This window comes from Mycobacterium sp. 4858, from assembly GCF_900240975.1.
GTDB lineage: Bacteria > Actinomycetota > Actinomycetes > Mycobacteriales > Mycobacteriaceae > Mycobacterium.
Window position 1 is genome coordinate 1,416,247 of the sequence record NZ_LT968776.1, and the last position, 16,500, is coordinate 1,432,746.

Consider the following 16,500-nt stretch of genomic DNA (forward strand, 5'->3'; position numbering starts at 1 on the left):
CTAGCTTGGCCGCCGTGACGCCGTTCGGGTAACCATGATGGGTCGGGCGCCGGGAAGGGGGCAGGGCGATAACCGGTCTTTACGAACAAGCCGGCAACTGGGTGATCGGTTCGGATCCCGGTTTGCTCCGGCTGCGGATGGCGACGCGGACGACGGCCGCGCTCGGCTGTTCGCTGCTGGCGCTTTCCGTCCTGACCCGGGCGACCGGACAGCCCCTGACCGTCGCCCTGTTGGGCGTCGTCATCACGATGGTCGCGTCGCGATCCGTCAACGAGCCGGACCCGCGCCGGCAGCGGATCACCATGGCGCTGCTGCCGCTGCCCGCCGCCGCGTCCATCACCGCCGCCGCGGTGCTCGCGCCCCACCCGGTGGTCAGCGACGCGGTGTTCGTGGTGGTGGTCTTCACCGCCGCCTACATCCGCCGCTTCGGCGCCCGCGGCCGGGCCCTGGGCATGGTCGCCTTTATGTCCTACTTCTTCACGTTGTATCTGCGCGCGCGCATTTCGGAGCTGCCGTGGATGATCGGGGCGGTCGCGGTGGGCACGGTGTGCACGTTCGTGATGACCACCTACGTCATGCCCGATCGGCCGGAACGCGTGCTGCGGGCGACCGTCCGGGCGTTGCGGGCGAGGATGGCGATCGTCGTCGACACGACGGCGGAGGCGGTGCGCACCGGCCGCCTCGACGAACGCCGCCGGCGCCGCATGCGGGCGCGCACCCTGCGGCTCAACGAGACCGCCCTGATGGTGCAGAGCCAGATCGAGGACAAGGCGGACCCCGCCCTGCTGTGGCCCGGTGTCACCGCCGAACAGCTGGCCCCGTGGCTGCTGGACGCCGAGCTGGCCATCGAGTGGGTGGCCACGGCCGGCCGGCGGGCCGCCGCGCTGGCGTCGGCGGACCCCGGCGCCATACCCGCCCAGACCCGGGCCGCGCTCGTCGACGCGCTCTCCCCGCTGGCTCGGGCCATCCGCCTCCCCGAGCCCGACGGCCTTCGACGCGCCGCCGACCAAGCGCATCGACTGCTCGACGAGCAGTGCCGCCCGGCGGCGGCCCCCGCGGACGACGACCCGGGTGAGGCCGCCGTGCGCCGCCTCGCGTTGGCGATAGTCAACGCCGCCACAGCGACTGCCGACGTGCGGGCCATCGTCGACCGGGCCGCCACCGACGGCCCGCTGGGGACCATGGACAGCGAGCGGCCGCCCGCATCCGGCGACGAACCCGCCCAACCCGCCGAAGAAGCGCAGCCGGCGGGTCTGCGACCGACCACCCGGCAGGCCATCCAGGTCGCCGTCGCCGCGTCGCTGGCCATCGTCGCCGGCGAGCTGGTGTCGCCGGCTCGCTGGTATTGGGCGGTGATCGCCGCGTTCGTCATCTTCGCCGGCACCAACTCGTGGGGCGAGACCCTGACCAAGGGCTGGCAGCGCCTGCTCGGCACGCTGCTCGGTGTGCCGTGCGGCGTGCTGGTGGCCACGCTGCTGGCCGGCGACAAGACCGCCGCGCTCGCCGGGATCTTCGTGTGCCTGTTCTGCGCCTTCTATTTCATGACGGTCACCTACAGCCTGATGACGTTCTGGATCACCACGATGCTGGCGTTGTTGTACGGCCTGCTTGGCCAATTCTCTTTCGGCGTACTGATGTTGCGGATCGAGGAGACGGCGATCGGCGCGGTCATCGGGGCCACCGTGGCGATCGTGGTGTTGCCGACCAACACCAGAGCCGCGATCCGCGACGACACCCGCACGTTCCTGGGCAGCCTGTCGATGTTGATCGACGTGTCCACCGCGACGATGTTCGGCGAAGGCGAGAGCGTGAGCCCGTCCGAGCAGGCGCGCCAACTGGACCGGGACCTTCAGCAGTTCCGGGTCACCGCCAAGCCGCTGCTCGCGGGCGTCGCCGGCCTTGCCGGGCGGCGCAGCATTCGCCGCGCGCTGCGCATCTTCGCCGCCTGCGACCGGTACGGCCGCCGCCTGGCGCGCAGCAGCGAGCAATACCAGGACCGGGTGGGGTCGCAACCGCTGGCCGTCGAACTGGCGCAAGCCTTCTCGGCGGCCGCCGCTCAGACACGGCGCAACATCGACGCGCTGGCCGCGGCCATCGGCACAGGCCGCGGGCCGACCATGATCTCGGCGGCCGACGACCTCGACACCGCCGAGACCCTGGCCCGCCAGCGCGACGGGTCGGCGCATCGACCGGCGCCCGATACCCGGCGATTCCTCACCGCGGTGCACGCGCTGCGCCAGATCGAACGGGCCGTGGTCATCGCGGCCACCAACCTCGGCGGGCGCGAAACCGCCGGCGCCGAATTCCACACCGACGGATTTCAGAGGCCGGGCAGGCACGCAGGGAAATAACACGGCTGATTGGGCCCCGTGCCCGACCTGATCCCGCTGGCCGATCCCGAGCGGCTGTGGTCGTCGTTCATCAACGGCATCAAGCACTGGCAGGTCGATTACCGGGGCGCGCGAACGCCGGTCCCCCACTAGCGTCGGCGGGGACGTCCCTGATCGCCCGCAGCCGGATGCGGGCGCCGCGATGCGGCACCAGCACCACGAACTTCAGCTGCTGTCGTTCGCCGGGCGCGGTGGTGGTTTCCAGCTCGGCGCGGCGCAGGATCTCGCGCAACACCACCCGCATCTCGACCAGGGCGAAGCCCGCGCCCAGACAGCGGCGGTTGCCGCCGCCGAACGGGAACCAGGTCGTCGGGCTCAGGGTGGCGCCCAGCATCCGGTCCGGATCGAATCGGTGGGGATCGGGGTACAGCGAGGCGCTGGTGTGCACCAAACCGATTCCGGGCGCCACCATGACCCCGGCCGGCAGCCGGTAGCCGGCCACGTCGGTCGGTTGGGTGAGCACCCGGCCGACGTCGAAAACCACCGGACGGATCCGCAGGGTCTCCTTCACCAGCGCGTCGAGATACTCGTCACCGGCCGGATCACCGGCGGCGCTGGCCTCGGCGGCGGCCACGGCCTTGGCCAGCACGGCCGGGTGGCGGGTCAACCGCTCGAGCGCCCAGGACAAACCGTTCGCGGTGGTGTCGTGCCCGGCCACCAGCAGCGTCATCAGCTGATCCCGCAGCTCCTTATCGGACATCGTGCGCTCGGCGTCGTCAGCGCGGACCAGCATGGCCAGCACGTCGGTGCGGGCGGCCAGGTCGGGGTCCGCGCGGCGCTCGGCGATCTCCGCGTAGAGCAGGCGGTCGGCTTCGGCCATGTGCCGGCGCAGCCCGCGCCACGGGAGGCGGCGCTGCAGCTCCGGCTTCGCCAGCGCCAGGGTCGCCCACGGCCCCACGCTGAGCAGCCGCGGCATGATCGCCCGCAACGCCGCGAGCCGGGCCGGGTCGGTGGCGCCGATGACCGTCCGCAGGATCACCTCGAGAGTGATCTCCGACATCTTGGGCGCGGCCGCAAAGCTCTTGCCCACCGGCCACCCCGCGATGTTCGCCGCGGCGATCTCGGCCATCAGCCCGGCTTGGCGGGCGACGGCGTCGCGATGGAATGGCGGCAGCATCAGCCGGCGGCGATCCCGGTGGACGTCTTCGTCGATCACCAGAAGAGAGGTGTCGCCGAGCAGCCCGCTCAGAATGGAATTGGCTTCGCCGGCGTGGAAGACGTGGGGGTCGCCGGCGAACACCGCCTTGATGTCGGCGGGGTCGGCCAGATACACCAGCGTGCCCATTCCCGCGACGCGCAGCGTGAACACATCCCCGTAATGCCGACGGCACGCGGCGACGAAGTGCGACCCGCGGTGCAGCATGAGGGCGGCCTGCACCGCGCGGGGCAACCGTGGCCCCGGCGGCAGCGCCACACCCGCGATCTTGGGCATTGCCTCAATTTTACGGCCGGCCCGCGCGGTGCGGCGAGAACGATTTTCGGCGCCTCAGGTCACAGCTGCGCCCGTGCGCTGCCCGTTTCGTGGCGGTCGCCGGTCGCGATGAAGTCCTCGATCAGCTCCACCACCTGGCTGGGCGCCTCGACCTGGGCGAAGTGGCCGACGTCGGGCAGGATTTCCAGCCGGGCGTCGGTGCGGGCCTCGTGCGCGGCGTACGCGTGCTCGACGGGAATGATGCCGTCGCGCTCCCCCCAGATCGCCATGACCGGGAGGTCGTCACGCAGCCCCAGCCGGCTGAGCGCGCTGACCGCCTGCCCGCGGTAGTCGACCACCGAGCGCAGCGTCCTGAGGAACGACTGGCGCGTCTCGCCATCCGACAGCGACGAGTAGGCGCTCCAAATCTCGGCCCCCCGCGGCGACTGGATGCCGGCGCTCATCAACCACGTCCTCAGCCGGTTGCCGACGGCCAGGACGGGCTTCGGCGCGATGATCGGCAGGACCAGCTCGGCCCCGGGCGCCGAGAGCAGCCGCAGCACCCAACCGACGTCCGGGCCCAGGCCGCCGCTGCTGATCAGGATCAGCCGCTTGGCGTAGTCCGGGTGCTGGTAGACGAACTGCATCGCGACCCCGCCGCCGAGCGATTGACCGACCAGGGTGGCCTGGCTGACGCCGAGTTCGTCGAGCAGGTCGCGCAGCCACACCGCGAAGGCGCCCAGCGAATAGTCCGTGCGGGGTTTCGCCGATTCGCCGTGGCCGAGCAGGTCCGGGGCGATGACCCGGAACTTCTTCGACAGCGGCGGTATCACCGAGCGCCACGTCTCCGAGCTGCCCGCCATGCCGTGGATGAGCAGGAGCACCTCACCGTCACCCTCGTCGCGGTAGGCGACCCGATCGCCGTGCAGCTCGAGGAACTTCAACTCATTCATGGCCCCGGTGTACCCGCTCTGGCGCCGTTTAGGGACCCGGACGGGGCAAATCGTGACGGAAAACGCTTCCGGCCACCACAGTGCCGGACACCTCAGCGATGATTTAGTCCATGACGGAACCGGTCGCGGCCCGCGTGGCCGTCTACCTCGACTTCGACAACATCGTCATCTCGCGATACGACCAGGTGCACGGCCGCAGCTCCTTCCAGCGGGACAAAGCCAAGGGGCTCGAGCACTACGCCGAGCGGCTGGACCGGGCCACCGTCGACGTCGGCGCGATCCTCGACTTCGCGTCCTCGTTCGGGACCCTGGTGCTCACCCGCGCCTACGCGGATTGGTCGGCGGACATCAACGCCGGATACCGCGGGCAGCTGGTGGCCCGCGCCGTCGACCTGGTGCAACTGTTCCCCGCGGCGGCCTACGGCAAGAACGGCGCCGATATCCGCCTGGCCGTCGACGCGGTCGAGGACATGTTCCGGCTGCCCGACCTCACCCACGTGGTGATCGTGGCCGGTGACTCCGACTACATCCCGCTGGCGCAGCGCTGCAAGCGGCTTGGCCGGTACGTGGTGGGCATCGGGGTGGCCGGTGCGTCGAGCCGGGCGCTCGCCGCGGCATGCGACGAGTTCGTCATCTACGACTCGCTGCCCGGGGTGCCGGCGCTCGAACCGGAGCCCGCGGCCACCGACGCCGGCGACGCGGCCAAATCACCGAAGCGCCGGGCCGGCCGCGCCAAGGCCGCCCAGCCCGAGGAGTCCGAGCCACCCGACCCGCAGGCCGCCGCCACGGCCCTGCTGACGCGCGCGCTGCAGATCGGCCTGGACAAGGACGACGCCGACTGGCTGCACAACTCCGCGGTGAAGGCGCAGATGAAACGGATGGACCCGTCGTTCAGCGAAAGGTCTTTGGGATTCCGGTCGTTCAGCGACTTCCTGCGTTCGCGCTCCGAGGTGGTGGAGTTGGACGAGACGTCGACGACGCGTATGGTCCGGCTTCGTGCGCCAGAGTGAAGCCCCCTCGGGGCCCCACTGGCTCACCCGCAACGTCCGGGTGCTCTCCGCGGTCTCCTTCCTGCAGGACACCGCCAGCGAGCTGCTGTATCCGCTGCTGCCGATCTACCTGACGGCCGTGCTGGGCGCGCCGCCGTCGGTGGTGGGAGCCGTCGAGGGCGTGGCCGAAGGTGCGGCGTCCATGACCAAACTCGCCGCGGGCCCGCTAGGGGATCGGTTCGCGCGACGCCCGCTGATCGCCGCCGGCTACGGGATGGCGGCACTGGGGAAGGTCATCATCGCGGTCGCCGCGGCGTGGCCGGGCGTGCTGGCGGGCCGCGTCGTCGACCGGCTGGGCAAGGGGGTGCGCGGCGCACCCCGGGATGCGCTGCTGGTCGACGACGTGGACGACGCCCTGCGCGGCCGGGTGTTCGGCTTCCACCGCGCGATGGACACCCTGGGCGCCGTCGCCGGTCCGCTGCTCGGCTTGGCCGGCTACGAACTGCTGGATCACCGCATCCCGCCGCTGCTGTATGTCGCCATCGTGCCCGCGGTGCTGTCCGTGGCGCTGGTCTTTTTGGTGCGCGAGCGGGGCCGCGGCGCCCCGCAAGCGCAGCGGCCCTCCATGTGGGCCGGTGTGCGCTCGTTGCCGCGACCGTACTGGCGGGTGACCGCGCTACTGGTGGTCTTCAGCATGGCGAACTTTCCCGACGCCCTGTTGCTGTTGCGCCTCAACGAGATTGGCTTCTCGGTGGTGGGGGTGATCCTCGCGTACGTCGGATACAACGCGGTGTACGCCCTGGCCAGCTACCCGGCCGGGGCGCTGGCCGACCGCATCGGCAGGCCGGCGCTGTTCGGGCTCGGCCTGACCTTCTTCGCCGTCGGTTACATCGGGCTGGGGCTGACCACCGACATCGTCACCGCCTGGCTGCTGATCGGCGCCTACGGATTGTTCACCGGCTGCACCGACGGCGTCGGGAAGGCCTGGATCTCCGGCCTCGTCGATCAGCCGCATCAGGCCAGCGCGCAGGGCGTGTTCCAGGGCGCCATCGGGCTGGGCGTCCTGGTGGCGGGCTTGTGGGCGGGCTTGCTGTGGGGTGCGAACGGCCAACTGCCACTGCTCATTTCGGGAATCACCGGCGGCGTGTTCGCGGTCGTGTTGATCGGCGGCCGGCTGGTTGGCGGCGGGAGACGCGGGTAGCCGCCGCGCGAGTGGCCACACACACATCCCCTGCTGTATGGCGGACCTCCGAAGAACGCCCGCGGCAGCCCAGCAAAGTCGTTGACAGCCCCCGGGTCCGGCCATACATTGTGTGAAAGTTGTCGCGACTGGTTCGCGCAACCCCGAGGAGACCGCCATGGCCGTCGGTACCGCTCCCACAAGCGTTTTCGATGCCGATCTGCCGACGCTGGCGTACGGCGCGGAGGAGACCCCGGCCGAGGTCTATCCACGGCTTCAGGAGGCGCAACGACGCGCGCCCGTCGCCCTCGGACCGCACGGACCCGAAGTCCTGTCCTACCGCCTCGTCCGCGCCGTGCTGCGCGATCCTCGCTTCCAGATCCCGCCCGGGATCAACCTGCTCGTCCAGGGCGTCACGTCGGGTCCGTTGTGGGACAAGGTGGTCGACAGCCTGCTCTGCCTGGAAGGCGACGCGCACCACCGGCTGCGCAGCCTGACCTCCAAGGCGTTCACGCCCCGCGCGACCCTGAGGTTGCACGACACCATGGTCTCGGTGATGAACGAGCTGATCGATGACGTCATCGACGCGGGCCGCTGCGACGTCGTCACCGACCTGGCCCGCCCCTACCCCGTTCCGATCATCTGCGCACTGCTCGGCGCGCCGCGCGAGGACTGGCAACGGTTCTCGTCGTGGGCGGACGACGTCTTCAAAGCCTTCAGCTTCAGCGTGGACCTCCGCGAGGTCGAGCCGGTCGTGATGGCGGCGTGGCGGCAGCTCGACGACTACGTCGACGACATGGTGGCGCGGCGGCGGCACAGCCTGACCGATGACCTGCTCTCCGACCTGATTCGGGCCGAGGACCCGACTCTTCCAGGCGACCGCCTGAGCACCGCCGAACTGCGGATGCTCGCGGGCGGCCTGCTGCTGGCCGGGACGGACACCACCCGAAACCAGGTGGCCGCCTCGGTGCACGTGCTGTGCGAGCACCCCGAGCAGTGGGGCCTGCTCAAGGCCCACCCGGAGCGGGCGATGCGCGCCGTCGAGGAGACCATGCGCCATTCGCCCATCGCGTGCGGAACCCTTCGGCTGGTGGTCGAGGACGCCGAGCTGGACGGCTACCTGTTCCCCGCCGGCGCGATGGTGCTGGTCAACACCGCCGCGGCCAACCGCGACCCGGCCGTGTACGCCGATCCCGACCGGGTCGACATCACGCGTGCGGGGGCGCCGCCCATCTTGACCTTCGGCGGCGGTGTGCACTACTGCCTGGGCGCCAACCTGGCCCGCCGCGAGATCGCCGAGGCACTGAACGTCATCGCCGGGCGCCTGCTCGACCCGCGCACCGTCGGGCCGGTCCCGTGGAAGCCGATGGTCAGCCTGAGCGGCCCGAAGAGCCTGCCCATCGAGTTCGACCGATGACCGGGGTGTGACGAAGACCGCCCGACACAAGTCGCGGTTGCCCCCGGCCCGCTTTACGCTCGTTGGTTACACGAACTTAACGGGGGTTTTCGATGCGGGCAGTTGCGGGGCAAAGCGCGCCCAGATTCGGGCGTGCCCTCTTCGCGTCGGTCACCTGCCTGGCGGTGGCGTCCTGCTCGGCGACCGCGTCACCGCCCGCGGCGGCGCCGAGGACCTCGACGTCGACCGGTAAGGCGGCTACCCGCCCGGCTCCCGCGCCGCCCCCGGTGACGGGTCCGCTGGAGAAGGACTGGAAAACCTACGGCGCGACGGCGTACTTCGGTTGCCCCGAGAAGTTCTCCCCGGGGACCTCGGCGCTCGAGGCGATTCGGCCCAAGGTATTCGATACGAAAACCGGGCAGTATGTGGCGCCCGGGGCCCCGACGGTGCCCGCCGGAGAGAGTTTGACCGGTGCCGTCTGCGCGTTGACCGGCACGGCCGACGACATGAAGGTCGTCTATCTGGTGACGACCGTCAAACCGGCGCACGGGCCGGACCCCGAGGTCGCCAAGGCCACCGCGTACGCGTTCGACCTCAAGACCAGCCAACCGTTGGTGACCAAAGAGCTGCAGCCGCCGAACCCCGGCCTGAAGCTCACCCCATCGAACGACTGGACCCTGGCCGCGACCGCGTCGGGCGTGGCGTGGGTGAACGCGTTCACCGACGGGCACGGCGCCCCCTCGCCGCCGCGGACCGTGCTGCTGTCCGGCGCCGATCTCGCGCCGATGTGGGACGACCCGCAGCCGGGCCACGCATGGCAGGACGTGCTCTCCTTCCAGCGAAACACCGACGCCACCAAGACGTCGGGGGCCGAGCTGCGCCGTCCGAGCGGTGAAGCGCTCTACCAGGACAACGACATCTGGACGGTCGACAGTGAGTTGTCCGACGGCCCGGACAAATTGGTGAAGATGACGCATTGGGATTCCTACAACCCGCCGGTGGTCTCGACGATGTTCTATGACCTCAACGGCAAATCCGTCATCAAAGTCGGCGATTCCGAGAAGATTTCGGGCGGCGGCTTGTCGGCCACGTTGTCGGACGGGAAGTTGTTCGTCGACGGCCGTAACTCCGACAATTCGCAATTCGGCTTCGGCGTGTGGAACCTGCGGACCCAGCAGTGGGACTTGCTGAAGACGCGCGACGACGCGAAGAAGATGCCGATCGCCAAATTGGCGTTCTTCGAAGACCACCTCTACATCACCAACGTCGGCAACACGTTCGCCGTCCTCGCGTTGCCCGCCACCGATCCGGTCGCGACCACCTGGTCCGTCCGGCCCTTCGCGCGGATATCGGGCTGGACCCTGGTGTGCCGCGGCGAGAATGCCGTCGCCCTCAACGGCGACTGCAAGGACATCGTGATGGTGCAAGACCAGGACGGCCACTTCCCCGGCCCGTGGACGTGAGCCTCGTCAGGACTGCGGGATCAGTTGGCGGCGCAGAAACTGCGCCTGCACCGAGCTGATCTCCTCGAAGAGGGTTCCCGTGTACACGTCGAAGTGCCCAACCGGATAGCGTTGCAGTTCAACGTGTTTCATCTTCGACGCGATACGCACGGCGAACCTGGGCGACGCCTGCAGGTCGTGATCCCCCACGCACATCAGCACCGGCATCCCCAGCCTTTCCGCCGTGCCCTTCCGGTAGCGCGGCAGGGCGAAGAGCATGCGGGGAGCCAGCGCGTTGCGCCAGCCGACGGCTTCACCGCCCAGCGCCTCGAACGCGGCCTTCGCTTCGGGCTCGGTGAACACCGCGACCTCGCCGGGATCGGCGACCACGGGGACCAGATACGGCTGCTGCCCCAACGTCGCGCCCACCACGTCGCGCAACGCGGCGGCGGTGAACTGCACCGTCCGCCAAGTGACATCCCAATTGAGGCGCTCGCCGAGCCTGCGGCCGCGGTGCCAGCCGTCGATCAGCGGTACCTGCGCCACGACCGCGGCGATGTCCGGGTCGGTGGCGGCCACCGCCAGCACGTGGCCGCCGCTGAGCGAGGTTCCCCACAACGCGACCCGACGCGGATCGATGTCGTCGCACGCGCGCGCGTATCGCACCGCCGCCCGGTAGTCGTCTTGTTGCGCCGCGACGTCGATGACTTGCCTGGGCTCGCCGCCGCTGGCGCCGAAATTCCGGTAGTCGAACGCCAGCACCGCCAGGCCCGCCGCGGTGAACTTCTCCGCGTAGGCCGGCAGGCCCAGGCGCTTGGTGGCGCTGCCGCCGTGCCCCATCACCACGCAGGCCAGCCCGCCGCCGGCGGTCGCGGGCCGGTAGAGATCGGCCACGCACCGCACCCCGCCGGAGTCGAAGGACACTTCCTTCAGCATTGACACGTTCGTTCCGCTCTGAGTCGGTACACCGTGCTTTCAATCTGCACCTCCCGAGGAGCAGTGACCAGGACCAAGAGCAACAGTTCCCGGTGACCTAGGCCCCTACTGAACGGGGCGCGTACAACTCGAAACCGTCAGCGCCGCGCTGTGGTCGCTTTATAGACCTCGAACCATGCGACGCCGATGAACCCGGCCGACACGGCGACGACCCAGTCGCGCGGCGCGATCGGACCGAAGTTGAAGGCCCGGCGCAGTCCGGGCACTGTCAGCACCACGATGAGCAGCGCAGCCGCCGCGCCCAGTATCCACTTCAGGGCGCGGTTGCGCCGCTCCCGGAACGTTCGCCAGATCGGCAGCCGCCATGACCGATTCACCAGAATCAACGCAAGATTGCCGACGACGAGCGTGGCGAACGTCACCGAGCGGACCACATTGTCAGGGCGATGGTCAAGCACTGCCCACAAGTAAACGCCGAGGCTGACGACCAGCATCGAAACCCCTTGCAGCACAGCGATCGCCAGTTTGCCTGCACCGAACATCGGCTCGTTCAGCCCGCGCGGCGGCGAATCCATGATCTCCGGGTCGATCTCCTCGGCTTCGAACACCACCGAGCAGGCGGGATCAATGATGAGTTCGAGGAAGGCGATCTGCACGGGCAGTAGCACAAGAGGCCAGCCGACCACGAAAACCGGGATGAGCGACATGCCCACGATCGGCAGGTGCACGGCGATCACATAGGACATCGCTTTTCGTAAGTTGTCGAAGACGCCGCGTCCCTGTCGCACTCCGCCGACGATCGACGTGAAGTCGTCATCGGTGATGACCAGCCCGGCGGACTCGCGGGCGACGTCGGTGCCACGTCCCCCCATTGCGATGCCGATGTTGGCCGCGCGCAAGGCCGGGGCGTCATTGACGCCGTCACCCGTCATCCCGACCACTTCACCGTTGGCCTGCAGGGCGCGGACGAGTTGAAGCTTCTGCTCCGGCACCATTCGCGCGAAGACACTGACCGACCGGATGCGGCGAGCCAACTCATCGCCCGGCATCGCCTCGAGGTCGCGGCCGGTGATGCAGCCGGCTTCATGGTCCAAGCCGATGTCGCGGGCGATCGCCAGAGCGGTGCCGGGGTAGTCGCCGGTGATCATGATGGTGCGGACGCCCGCATGCCGGCATTCGGCGACCGCAGCTGCCACGCCGGGCCGCACAGGGTCGTTGAGGCCGGCCAGCCCAAGGAATTCGAACTCGAAGTCGTGCTGTTCGGACGGTAACGCTGTGTCGGCATCGAAGTGGGCGCAAGCCACCGCCAGGACCCGCTGGCCGCCGGCCGTGGCCTGTTCGACGTCGGCGGTGAGTGCGGCGAGGTCGTCGGCGGTGAAATGGCACAGGTCCGCGATGGCCTCGGGTGCACCCTTGGCGGCGATGACGTAGCTGCCTCCGTCAGGCGAACGCCACACGTGGGACAGCGCCAGCAATTCCTCCGAGAGCGAATATTCGCGCACGAGTTCCCACTCGTCGTGCACGTGTTCGGTTCCGGACAGGTACTTTTCGCCCAGTTCCCTGAACGCCTTGTCCATCGGATCGAAGGGATCGACGGGCGAGGCCAGCACGGCGAACTCCGCGAGGGTGTGGAACGCCTCCGGCAGCGCGTCCTGGCCGAGGGTATACGCGTGCCCGTCAACGATGAGCTGCCGCACGGTCATTCGGTTCAACGTCAAGGTGCCCGTCTTGTCGACGCACAGGACGGTCGCCGATCCCAGCGTCTCGATGACCGGGGGAACCCGGGTGAGAACCCGCTTACGCGACATTCGCCACGCGCCTAGGGCCAGAAATACCGCCAAGACCACCGGAAACTCTTCCGGCAGCAGCGCCATCGCGGTCGCGATGCCCGCGAGCACGCCCGTCAGCCAGTTGCCCCGCGTCAGCCCGTAGACGATGACGACCGCAACCGCGACGGCCACACCCAGCGCGGCCAGAATCCCAACCAGCCGGTCGATTTCGCGCTGCAGCGGGGTGCGCTCCGGCTCTATCGTGCGCAGCGCTGTCCCGATCTTTCCCAGTTCGGTTCCTGCTCCGGTCTGCATGACCTCGGCGATGCCATGACCTTTGACCACCAGGGTTCCCGAGAAGACCCAGGGGGTCGCGTCCCCGCCGGGCCGGCCCATGGCCGCCGGGACCTGCGCAGGCTCGATCGACACCTTCCGGACCGGGACGGACTCGCCCGTCAACGCCGATTCGTCGACCGAGAAGTTCGCGCACTCCCAAAGCATCCCGTCGGCGGGGACCCGGTCGCCCTCGGCGAGCAGGACCACGTCACCCCGCACCACTTCGCGGCCGGCAATGCGTACCTGCGCACCGTCCCGCACCACGAGGGCCCTGGGCGAAGACAGGTCACGCAATGCGGCCAGGGCCCGTTCGGTTCTGTGCTCCTGATAGATCGAAATCGCGATGACGACGACGACGAAACCCATCAACATGACGCCGTCCAGCGGCTCCGCCAAGAGGAAGTTCACCAGACCCGCCCCCAGCAGCAGAAGCAGCATGGGTTGCCGGATGACGTCCCAGGCCTCCTGCAGCAAGTTCCGGCGCTGTTGGGCCGCCAACTCGTTGGGACCGTCGGCTGCGAACCGGCGCGCGGCTTCCGCGGCGGTTAGTCCGGACAGGGCGGCGCCGCGTCCTATCTCAGCCTTCGTCACGATGTCGTCAGCGCGGTCTGAAATGTCTGCTGGTGGCCCTTTTCGTCGCCGGCGATTTCGCGGAACAGGTTGGCGGCCTCGGGGTTTCCCGCCTGGTCGGCCTGGCGGGCGTAGTCGGGATACATGACGTCGGCCTCGTGCTGCTCACCGCTGATCGCGTCTTGCAGGTTGGCGTTGGTGTCGGTGGCCACCAGCCCCGCGAGGGTGGCCAGCATCGCGAAATGCTCGTTCAATTCGACGTCGGCGGTGTTGGTGAACAGCTGTGCCACAGCAGGATTGCCGGCCCTTCGCGCCTGATCGGCGTATCGCATGTACTTGGCGTAGGCGAAGGCCTCGCCCTGCATCGCCGTGCGCAGGTTCGCCAGCGTGACCCCGGACGACCGTGGGGGCCCGGCCGCGATAGCCGCCGGCGCCGCAGCTTGGCCGGCGGGGACCGACGCGCCACTGCCCGGGCTGTTCACCGCCTGAAGTGCGGTTTGAAAGTCCCTGAGGTGATTCGCCTCGTCGGCGCCGAGCTCGCTGAAGGCGGCCGCCGCGGCCGGGTCGTTGTCGGCGGTGGCCTGGTTGGCGAAACCGGGGTACATGGCCGTGGCCTCGTTGCTCTCGCCGTTGATCGCGTCGCCCAGGTTGGTCGCGATGTCGCCGCCCAGGCCGACCAGATCGGCCTCGCGCGCAAAGTGATCCATGTGCTCGGTTTGGGCGGCATCGGTGAAGGCCTGCGCGGCCCGGGCCCGCCCCGCCTGCTTCGCGTGGGCGGCGTAAGCGAGATACTTCGCATGGGCCAGCGCCTCACCGTGCATGGCTGATAACGCATTCGATCGGGTGGAATCGGCAAGCGCGGAGGTGGTGGATGCTGCCGGTGGCGCCGGATGGCTCGAGCATGCCGCCACCAGCAGCGCGGCCGCACACACCACACCCAACAACCACCTGGTCTGAGACATGGCTAGCCCGGCAGTCGATGTGTCACTCGTCTTGCCATACGGCCGACGGTAACGCTGTGCGGCGGGCCGGCCGTAGAGGCGGAAGTCCCGTAATCGGTGACGGCGACCGCTTGCGTGCGGGCCGAGGCCGAAAGCGGCTGCCGCGTCGATTGAGCCGGGGTACCGTGTCGGATCATGCGCGGTAGCTCCGGGCCGCTTCCACCGCGGCTGCTGCTCGACCAACTGCGCGACGAGCGCGGCCGGCGGGTGGTGTTCGTGTCGCATTGCCTGCTGAACGAGAACACCCGGTACGCGGGCGGTGCCACCCGAGCCGGCGCGGTGCCGGAGGCGGTCGAGGAGCTGATCGGCGCGGGTTACGGAATTCACCAAATGCCCTGCCCGGAACGGCTGGCCTGGGGCGGGGTCCTCAAGCCCCACAGCCTGCTCCTGTACGGCTCCAAGGGCGGTTGGCTGTATCCGCTGCGTGGCCCGCTGCTCCGCGCGTTCGTGTGGTGGACCCGCCTGGTCTACCGGCGGTTGGCGCGGCGCGTCGTACGCGACGTGGCCGATTACCAGCTGTCCGGGATCGCGGTCGAGGGAATGGTCGGGGTCGGCGCCTCACCGTCGTGCGGGGTGATCACGACGTTGGATATGCGGGCCTCGCTGGACGTGGTCGCGGCCTGTCCGGCCGCCGCGCTGACCCGTGACGTCATGAATGAACGAGCCGTGCTCGGATGCCGCCGCCAGGGCGAGGGCATGTTCGTCGCGGCGCTGGATCGTGCGTTGCGGCGACGCGGGCTGCAGCTTCCCGCGCTCGAGCATGACCTCGCGGCGGAGCTTCGCGGTGAGCGGCAGACGCTGCTCGCCGCGGGCCCATTGCGGGCCCTGGGGGAACTCCGGAACCGCGGGACCCCCTCCGGCGGCGTCGAAACCCGCTGACCCGCTTCCGGATTCGTCGTCTGGTGGCTTATCGCGGGCCCGCCCACTCGCGGACTACTCGCCGAACCGCTTGTCTTATATACCCTACAGGGGTATGGTTCTGGCTATGAACGAGACAGACACCTGCCACTGTAAGTCCACCGGTTGCACCTGTGGCGACTCCGGCTGCACGCAGGCCGCCGGCTGCAGCTGCGGTCACCCCGGATGCACGTGTAACGATTAGTCAGCCTCATCGCTCACAGTGCGCCGCTACCTCACGGGGCCACCAGCCCGCCGGTCGCCCGAGTGGCGGCGGCAAGGCCCATCGCACCCGTGGCCATAGGCCGCAAGTGAATCACCCCCAGCTGATTACGAGACTCATCATCGGTCTCACGATTCTCCTCGGCGCATGCGTGGAGGTCGCGCCGGTGGCCGGCGCCGACCCCAATCCGTTCGGCAACCTGAGCTGTCATTGCCAGTCGCCTCCTGGCCCCGGTTCTGACGTCCGCGGTCAAATCGCCCACGGAATCGACGATGGCCTCTCCCGGCTGCAAGCCCACGACGGCAACCCACGGCCGGCCGGGCCTTGAGGTCCGATCCGGGGACTTAAGCCCCTACCCCCTAGGGGTATCGATGCGGCACGATGGGCGTTACACACAACCGAGAACGGAGGCCCCGATGACATCTCGAGCGAGGACGGCGATCGTGCTGTTCAGCGGTGCGACGGTCCTGACGCTGGCCGCAGGCTTTGGCGTCAGCGAATTGCTCAGCGACACAACCACACCGACCGCGGCCCCAACGTCGACCGTGACGCCCGCACCCCCTGCCACGGCCGGCCAGGGAGCGCCCGCAACCAGTGAGCCCACTCGTGACTTCACCGCTCCCGGCGGCCCCAACGGCTGCATTCCCCACGTCAACTGCTAGGCGCAAGCGCGCTGGCCTGGTGGCCTCGGTGACACCAAACGGCGAGACCGCAGGTCGACTCCGCTAGAAGAGGTGGGGAGTGCTTCTGTGATGTCGATGGTCGTAGTGCACCACCGCTCCGACCACGCCGGCGCCGACGCCGACACAGGACAGCAATGCGGCGGCCGCCACCATCGCCCAACCCGGGTGGCCGGTGCCGGCCGCGAACAGGGCCATCGGCAGAGCCGCAAACGCAAGGAGTGTGGACAGCCACCCGGTCCAGGCGGCGAACCTGTTGAGCATCATGATTGACCCTCCTTAGCGGTCAGTCACGATCATCGTCCTTGTCGGCATCGGCCGGCAAGA

Annotated in this window: 14 protein-coding genes; 8 read left to right on the plus strand and 6 right to left on the minus strand. The window is 69.3% G+C overall.

Features of this window, described 5'->3' with window-relative positions; translation table 11 throughout:
* Nucleotides 1–101 precede the first annotated feature (101 nt).
* The gene (locus tag C1737_RS15205; RefSeq protein WP_102418788.1) at nt 102–2,351 is read left to right on the plus strand and encodes an FUSC family protein; all 2,250 of its coding nucleotides are present in this window, start codon (nt 102–104) and stop codon (nt 2,349–2,351) included.
* A 79-nt stretch (nt 2,352–2,430) separates the two neighbouring features.
* Here C1737_RS15205 and C1737_RS15210 read toward each other — a convergent pair whose 3' ends face one another.
* Entirely contained in the window at nt 2,431–3,822 is a 1,392-nt protein-coding gene (locus C1737_RS15210) for a cytochrome P450 (RefSeq protein ID WP_102418789.1), read from the minus strand.
* 59 nt (nt 3,823–3,881) lie between these two features.
* Entirely contained in the window at nt 3,882–4,754 is an 873-nt protein-coding gene (locus C1737_RS15215) for an alpha/beta fold hydrolase (protein WP_102418790.1), read from the minus strand.
* 110 nt (nt 4,755–4,864) lie between these two features.
* Here C1737_RS15215 and C1737_RS15220 point away from each other — a divergent pair, with 110 nt between their 5' ends.
* From C1737_RS15220 to C1737_RS15235, 4 genes are all read left to right on the plus strand, one after another.
* Entirely contained in the window at nt 4,865–5,764 is a 900-nt protein-coding gene (locus C1737_RS15220) for an NYN domain-containing protein (RefSeq protein WP_102418791.1), read from the plus strand.
* Nucleotides 5,751–6,944, plus strand: coding sequence for an MFS transporter (locus C1737_RS15225; RefSeq protein ID WP_102418792.1), 1,194 nt, complete (start codon nt 5,751–5,753; stop codon nt 6,942–6,944). Before C1737_RS15220 ends, C1737_RS15225 begins: the two co-directional genes overlap by 14 nt.
* 157 nt (nt 6,945–7,101) lie before the next feature.
* Nucleotides 7,102–8,340 carry a cytochrome P450 gene (locus tag C1737_RS15230; protein WP_067917795.1) on the plus strand — a complete coding sequence of 413 codons (1,239 nt, stop codon included), beginning with the start codon at nt 7,102–7,104 and terminating at the stop codon, nt 8,338–8,340.
* Nucleotides 8,341–8,432: 92 nt separating this feature from the next.
* Entirely contained in the window at nt 8,433–9,782 is a 1,350-nt protein-coding gene (locus C1737_RS15235) for a hypothetical protein (RefSeq protein ID WP_067917658.1), read from the plus strand.
* 6 nt (nt 9,783–9,788) lie between these two features.
* On the opposite strand, the gene C1737_RS15240 is transcribed toward C1737_RS15235, so the two are convergent.
* The 3 genes from C1737_RS15240 to C1737_RS26875 form a co-directional block, all read right to left on the minus strand.
* Nucleotides 9,789–10,697, minus strand: a complete 909-nt coding sequence (locus C1737_RS15240) for an alpha/beta hydrolase (protein WP_068098534.1) — start codon at nt 10,695–10,697, stop codon at nt 9,789–9,791.
* Nucleotides 10,698–10,834: 137 nt separating this feature from the next.
* Nucleotides 10,835–13,393, minus strand: coding sequence for a cation-translocating P-type ATPase (locus tag C1737_RS15245; protein WP_233214761.1), 2,559 nt, complete (start codon nt 13,391–13,393; stop codon nt 10,835–10,837).
* On the minus strand, nt 13,390–14,193 hold the full coding sequence (locus C1737_RS26875; RefSeq protein WP_199182852.1) for a ferritin family protein: 804 nt from the start codon (nt 14,191–14,193) through the stop codon (nt 13,390–13,392). Before C1737_RS26875 ends, C1737_RS15245 begins: the two co-directional genes overlap by 4 nt.
* On the opposite strand from C1737_RS26875, the gene C1737_RS26880 reads away from it, so the two are divergent.
* The 3 genes from C1737_RS26880 to C1737_RS26620 all read left to right on the plus strand — a co-directional run bounded on the left by C1737_RS26880 (nt 14,192) and on the right by C1737_RS26620 (nt 16,155).
* Complete coding sequence (locus tag C1737_RS26880; protein WP_199182853.1) at nt 14,192–14,329, plus strand: hypothetical protein; 138 nt, start codon at nt 14,192–14,194, stop codon at nt 14,327–14,329. The two genes, C1737_RS26875 and C1737_RS26880, sit on opposite strands and share 2 nt — an antisense overlap.
* A 179-nt stretch (nt 14,330–14,508) precedes the next feature.
* Entirely contained in the window at nt 14,509–15,252 is a 744-nt protein-coding gene (locus C1737_RS15260; protein ID WP_102418793.1) for a DUF523 domain-containing protein, read from the plus strand.
* 657 nt (nt 15,253–15,909) lie between these two features.
* On the plus strand, nt 15,910–16,155 hold the full coding sequence (locus C1737_RS26620) for a hypothetical protein (protein WP_142393464.1): 246 nt from the start codon (nt 15,910–15,912) through the stop codon (nt 16,153–16,155).
* Nucleotides 16,156–16,218: 63 nt separating this feature from the next.
* Here the strand turns inward: C1737_RS26620 and C1737_RS15270 are convergent, their stop codons facing one another.
* Nucleotides 16,219–16,440: a hypothetical protein gene (locus C1737_RS15270; protein ID WP_067917670.1), complete on the minus strand. Its 222-nt coding sequence runs from the start codon at nt 16,438–16,440 to the stop codon at nt 16,219–16,221.
* Nucleotides 16,441–16,500 lie beyond the last annotated feature (60 nt).

What these genes read in the sequence shown, in the direction of transcription:
- C1737_RS15210 (WP_102418789.1), bottom strand. Translation starts at nt 3,822, where the DNA reads ATGCCCAAGATCGCGGGTGTGGCGCTGCCGCCGGGGCCACGGTTGCCC.
- C1737_RS15215 (WP_102418790.1), bottom strand. Translation starts at nt 4,754, where the DNA reads ATGAATGAGTTGAAGTTCCTCGAGCTGCACGGCGATCGGGTCGCCTAC.
- C1737_RS15220 (WP_102418791.1), top strand. Translation starts at nt 4,865, where the DNA reads ATGACGGAACCGGTCGCGGCCCGCGTGGCCGTCTACCTCGACTTCGAC.
- C1737_RS15230 (WP_067917795.1), top strand. Translation starts at nt 7,102, where the DNA reads ATGGCCGTCGGTACCGCTCCCACAAGCGTTTTCGATGCCGATCTGCCG.
- C1737_RS15235 (WP_067917658.1), top strand. Translation starts at nt 8,433, where the DNA reads ATGCGGGCAGTTGCGGGGCAAAGCGCGCCCAGATTCGGGCGTGCCCTC.
- C1737_RS15240 (WP_068098534.1), bottom strand. Translation starts at nt 10,697, where the DNA reads ATGCTGAAGGAAGTGTCCTTCGACTCCGGCGGGGTGCGGTGCGTGGCC.
- C1737_RS26880 (WP_199182853.1), top strand. Translation starts at nt 14,192, where the DNA reads ATGGCTGATAACGCATTCGATCGGGTGGAATCGGCAAGCGCGGAGGTG.
- C1737_RS26875 (WP_199182852.1), bottom strand. Translation starts at nt 14,193, where the DNA reads ATGCACGGTGAGGCGCTGGCCCATGCGAAGTATCTCGCTTACGCCGCC.
- C1737_RS15260 (WP_102418793.1), top strand. Translation starts at nt 14,509, where the DNA reads ATGCGCGGTAGCTCCGGGCCGCTTCCACCGCGGCTGCTGCTCGACCAA.
- C1737_RS26620 (WP_142393464.1), top strand. Translation starts at nt 15,910, where the DNA reads ATGACATCTCGAGCGAGGACGGCGATCGTGCTGTTCAGCGGTGCGACG.
- C1737_RS15270 (WP_067917670.1), bottom strand. Translation starts at nt 16,440, where the DNA reads ATGATGCTCAACAGGTTCGCCGCCTGGACCGGGTGGCTGTCCACACTC.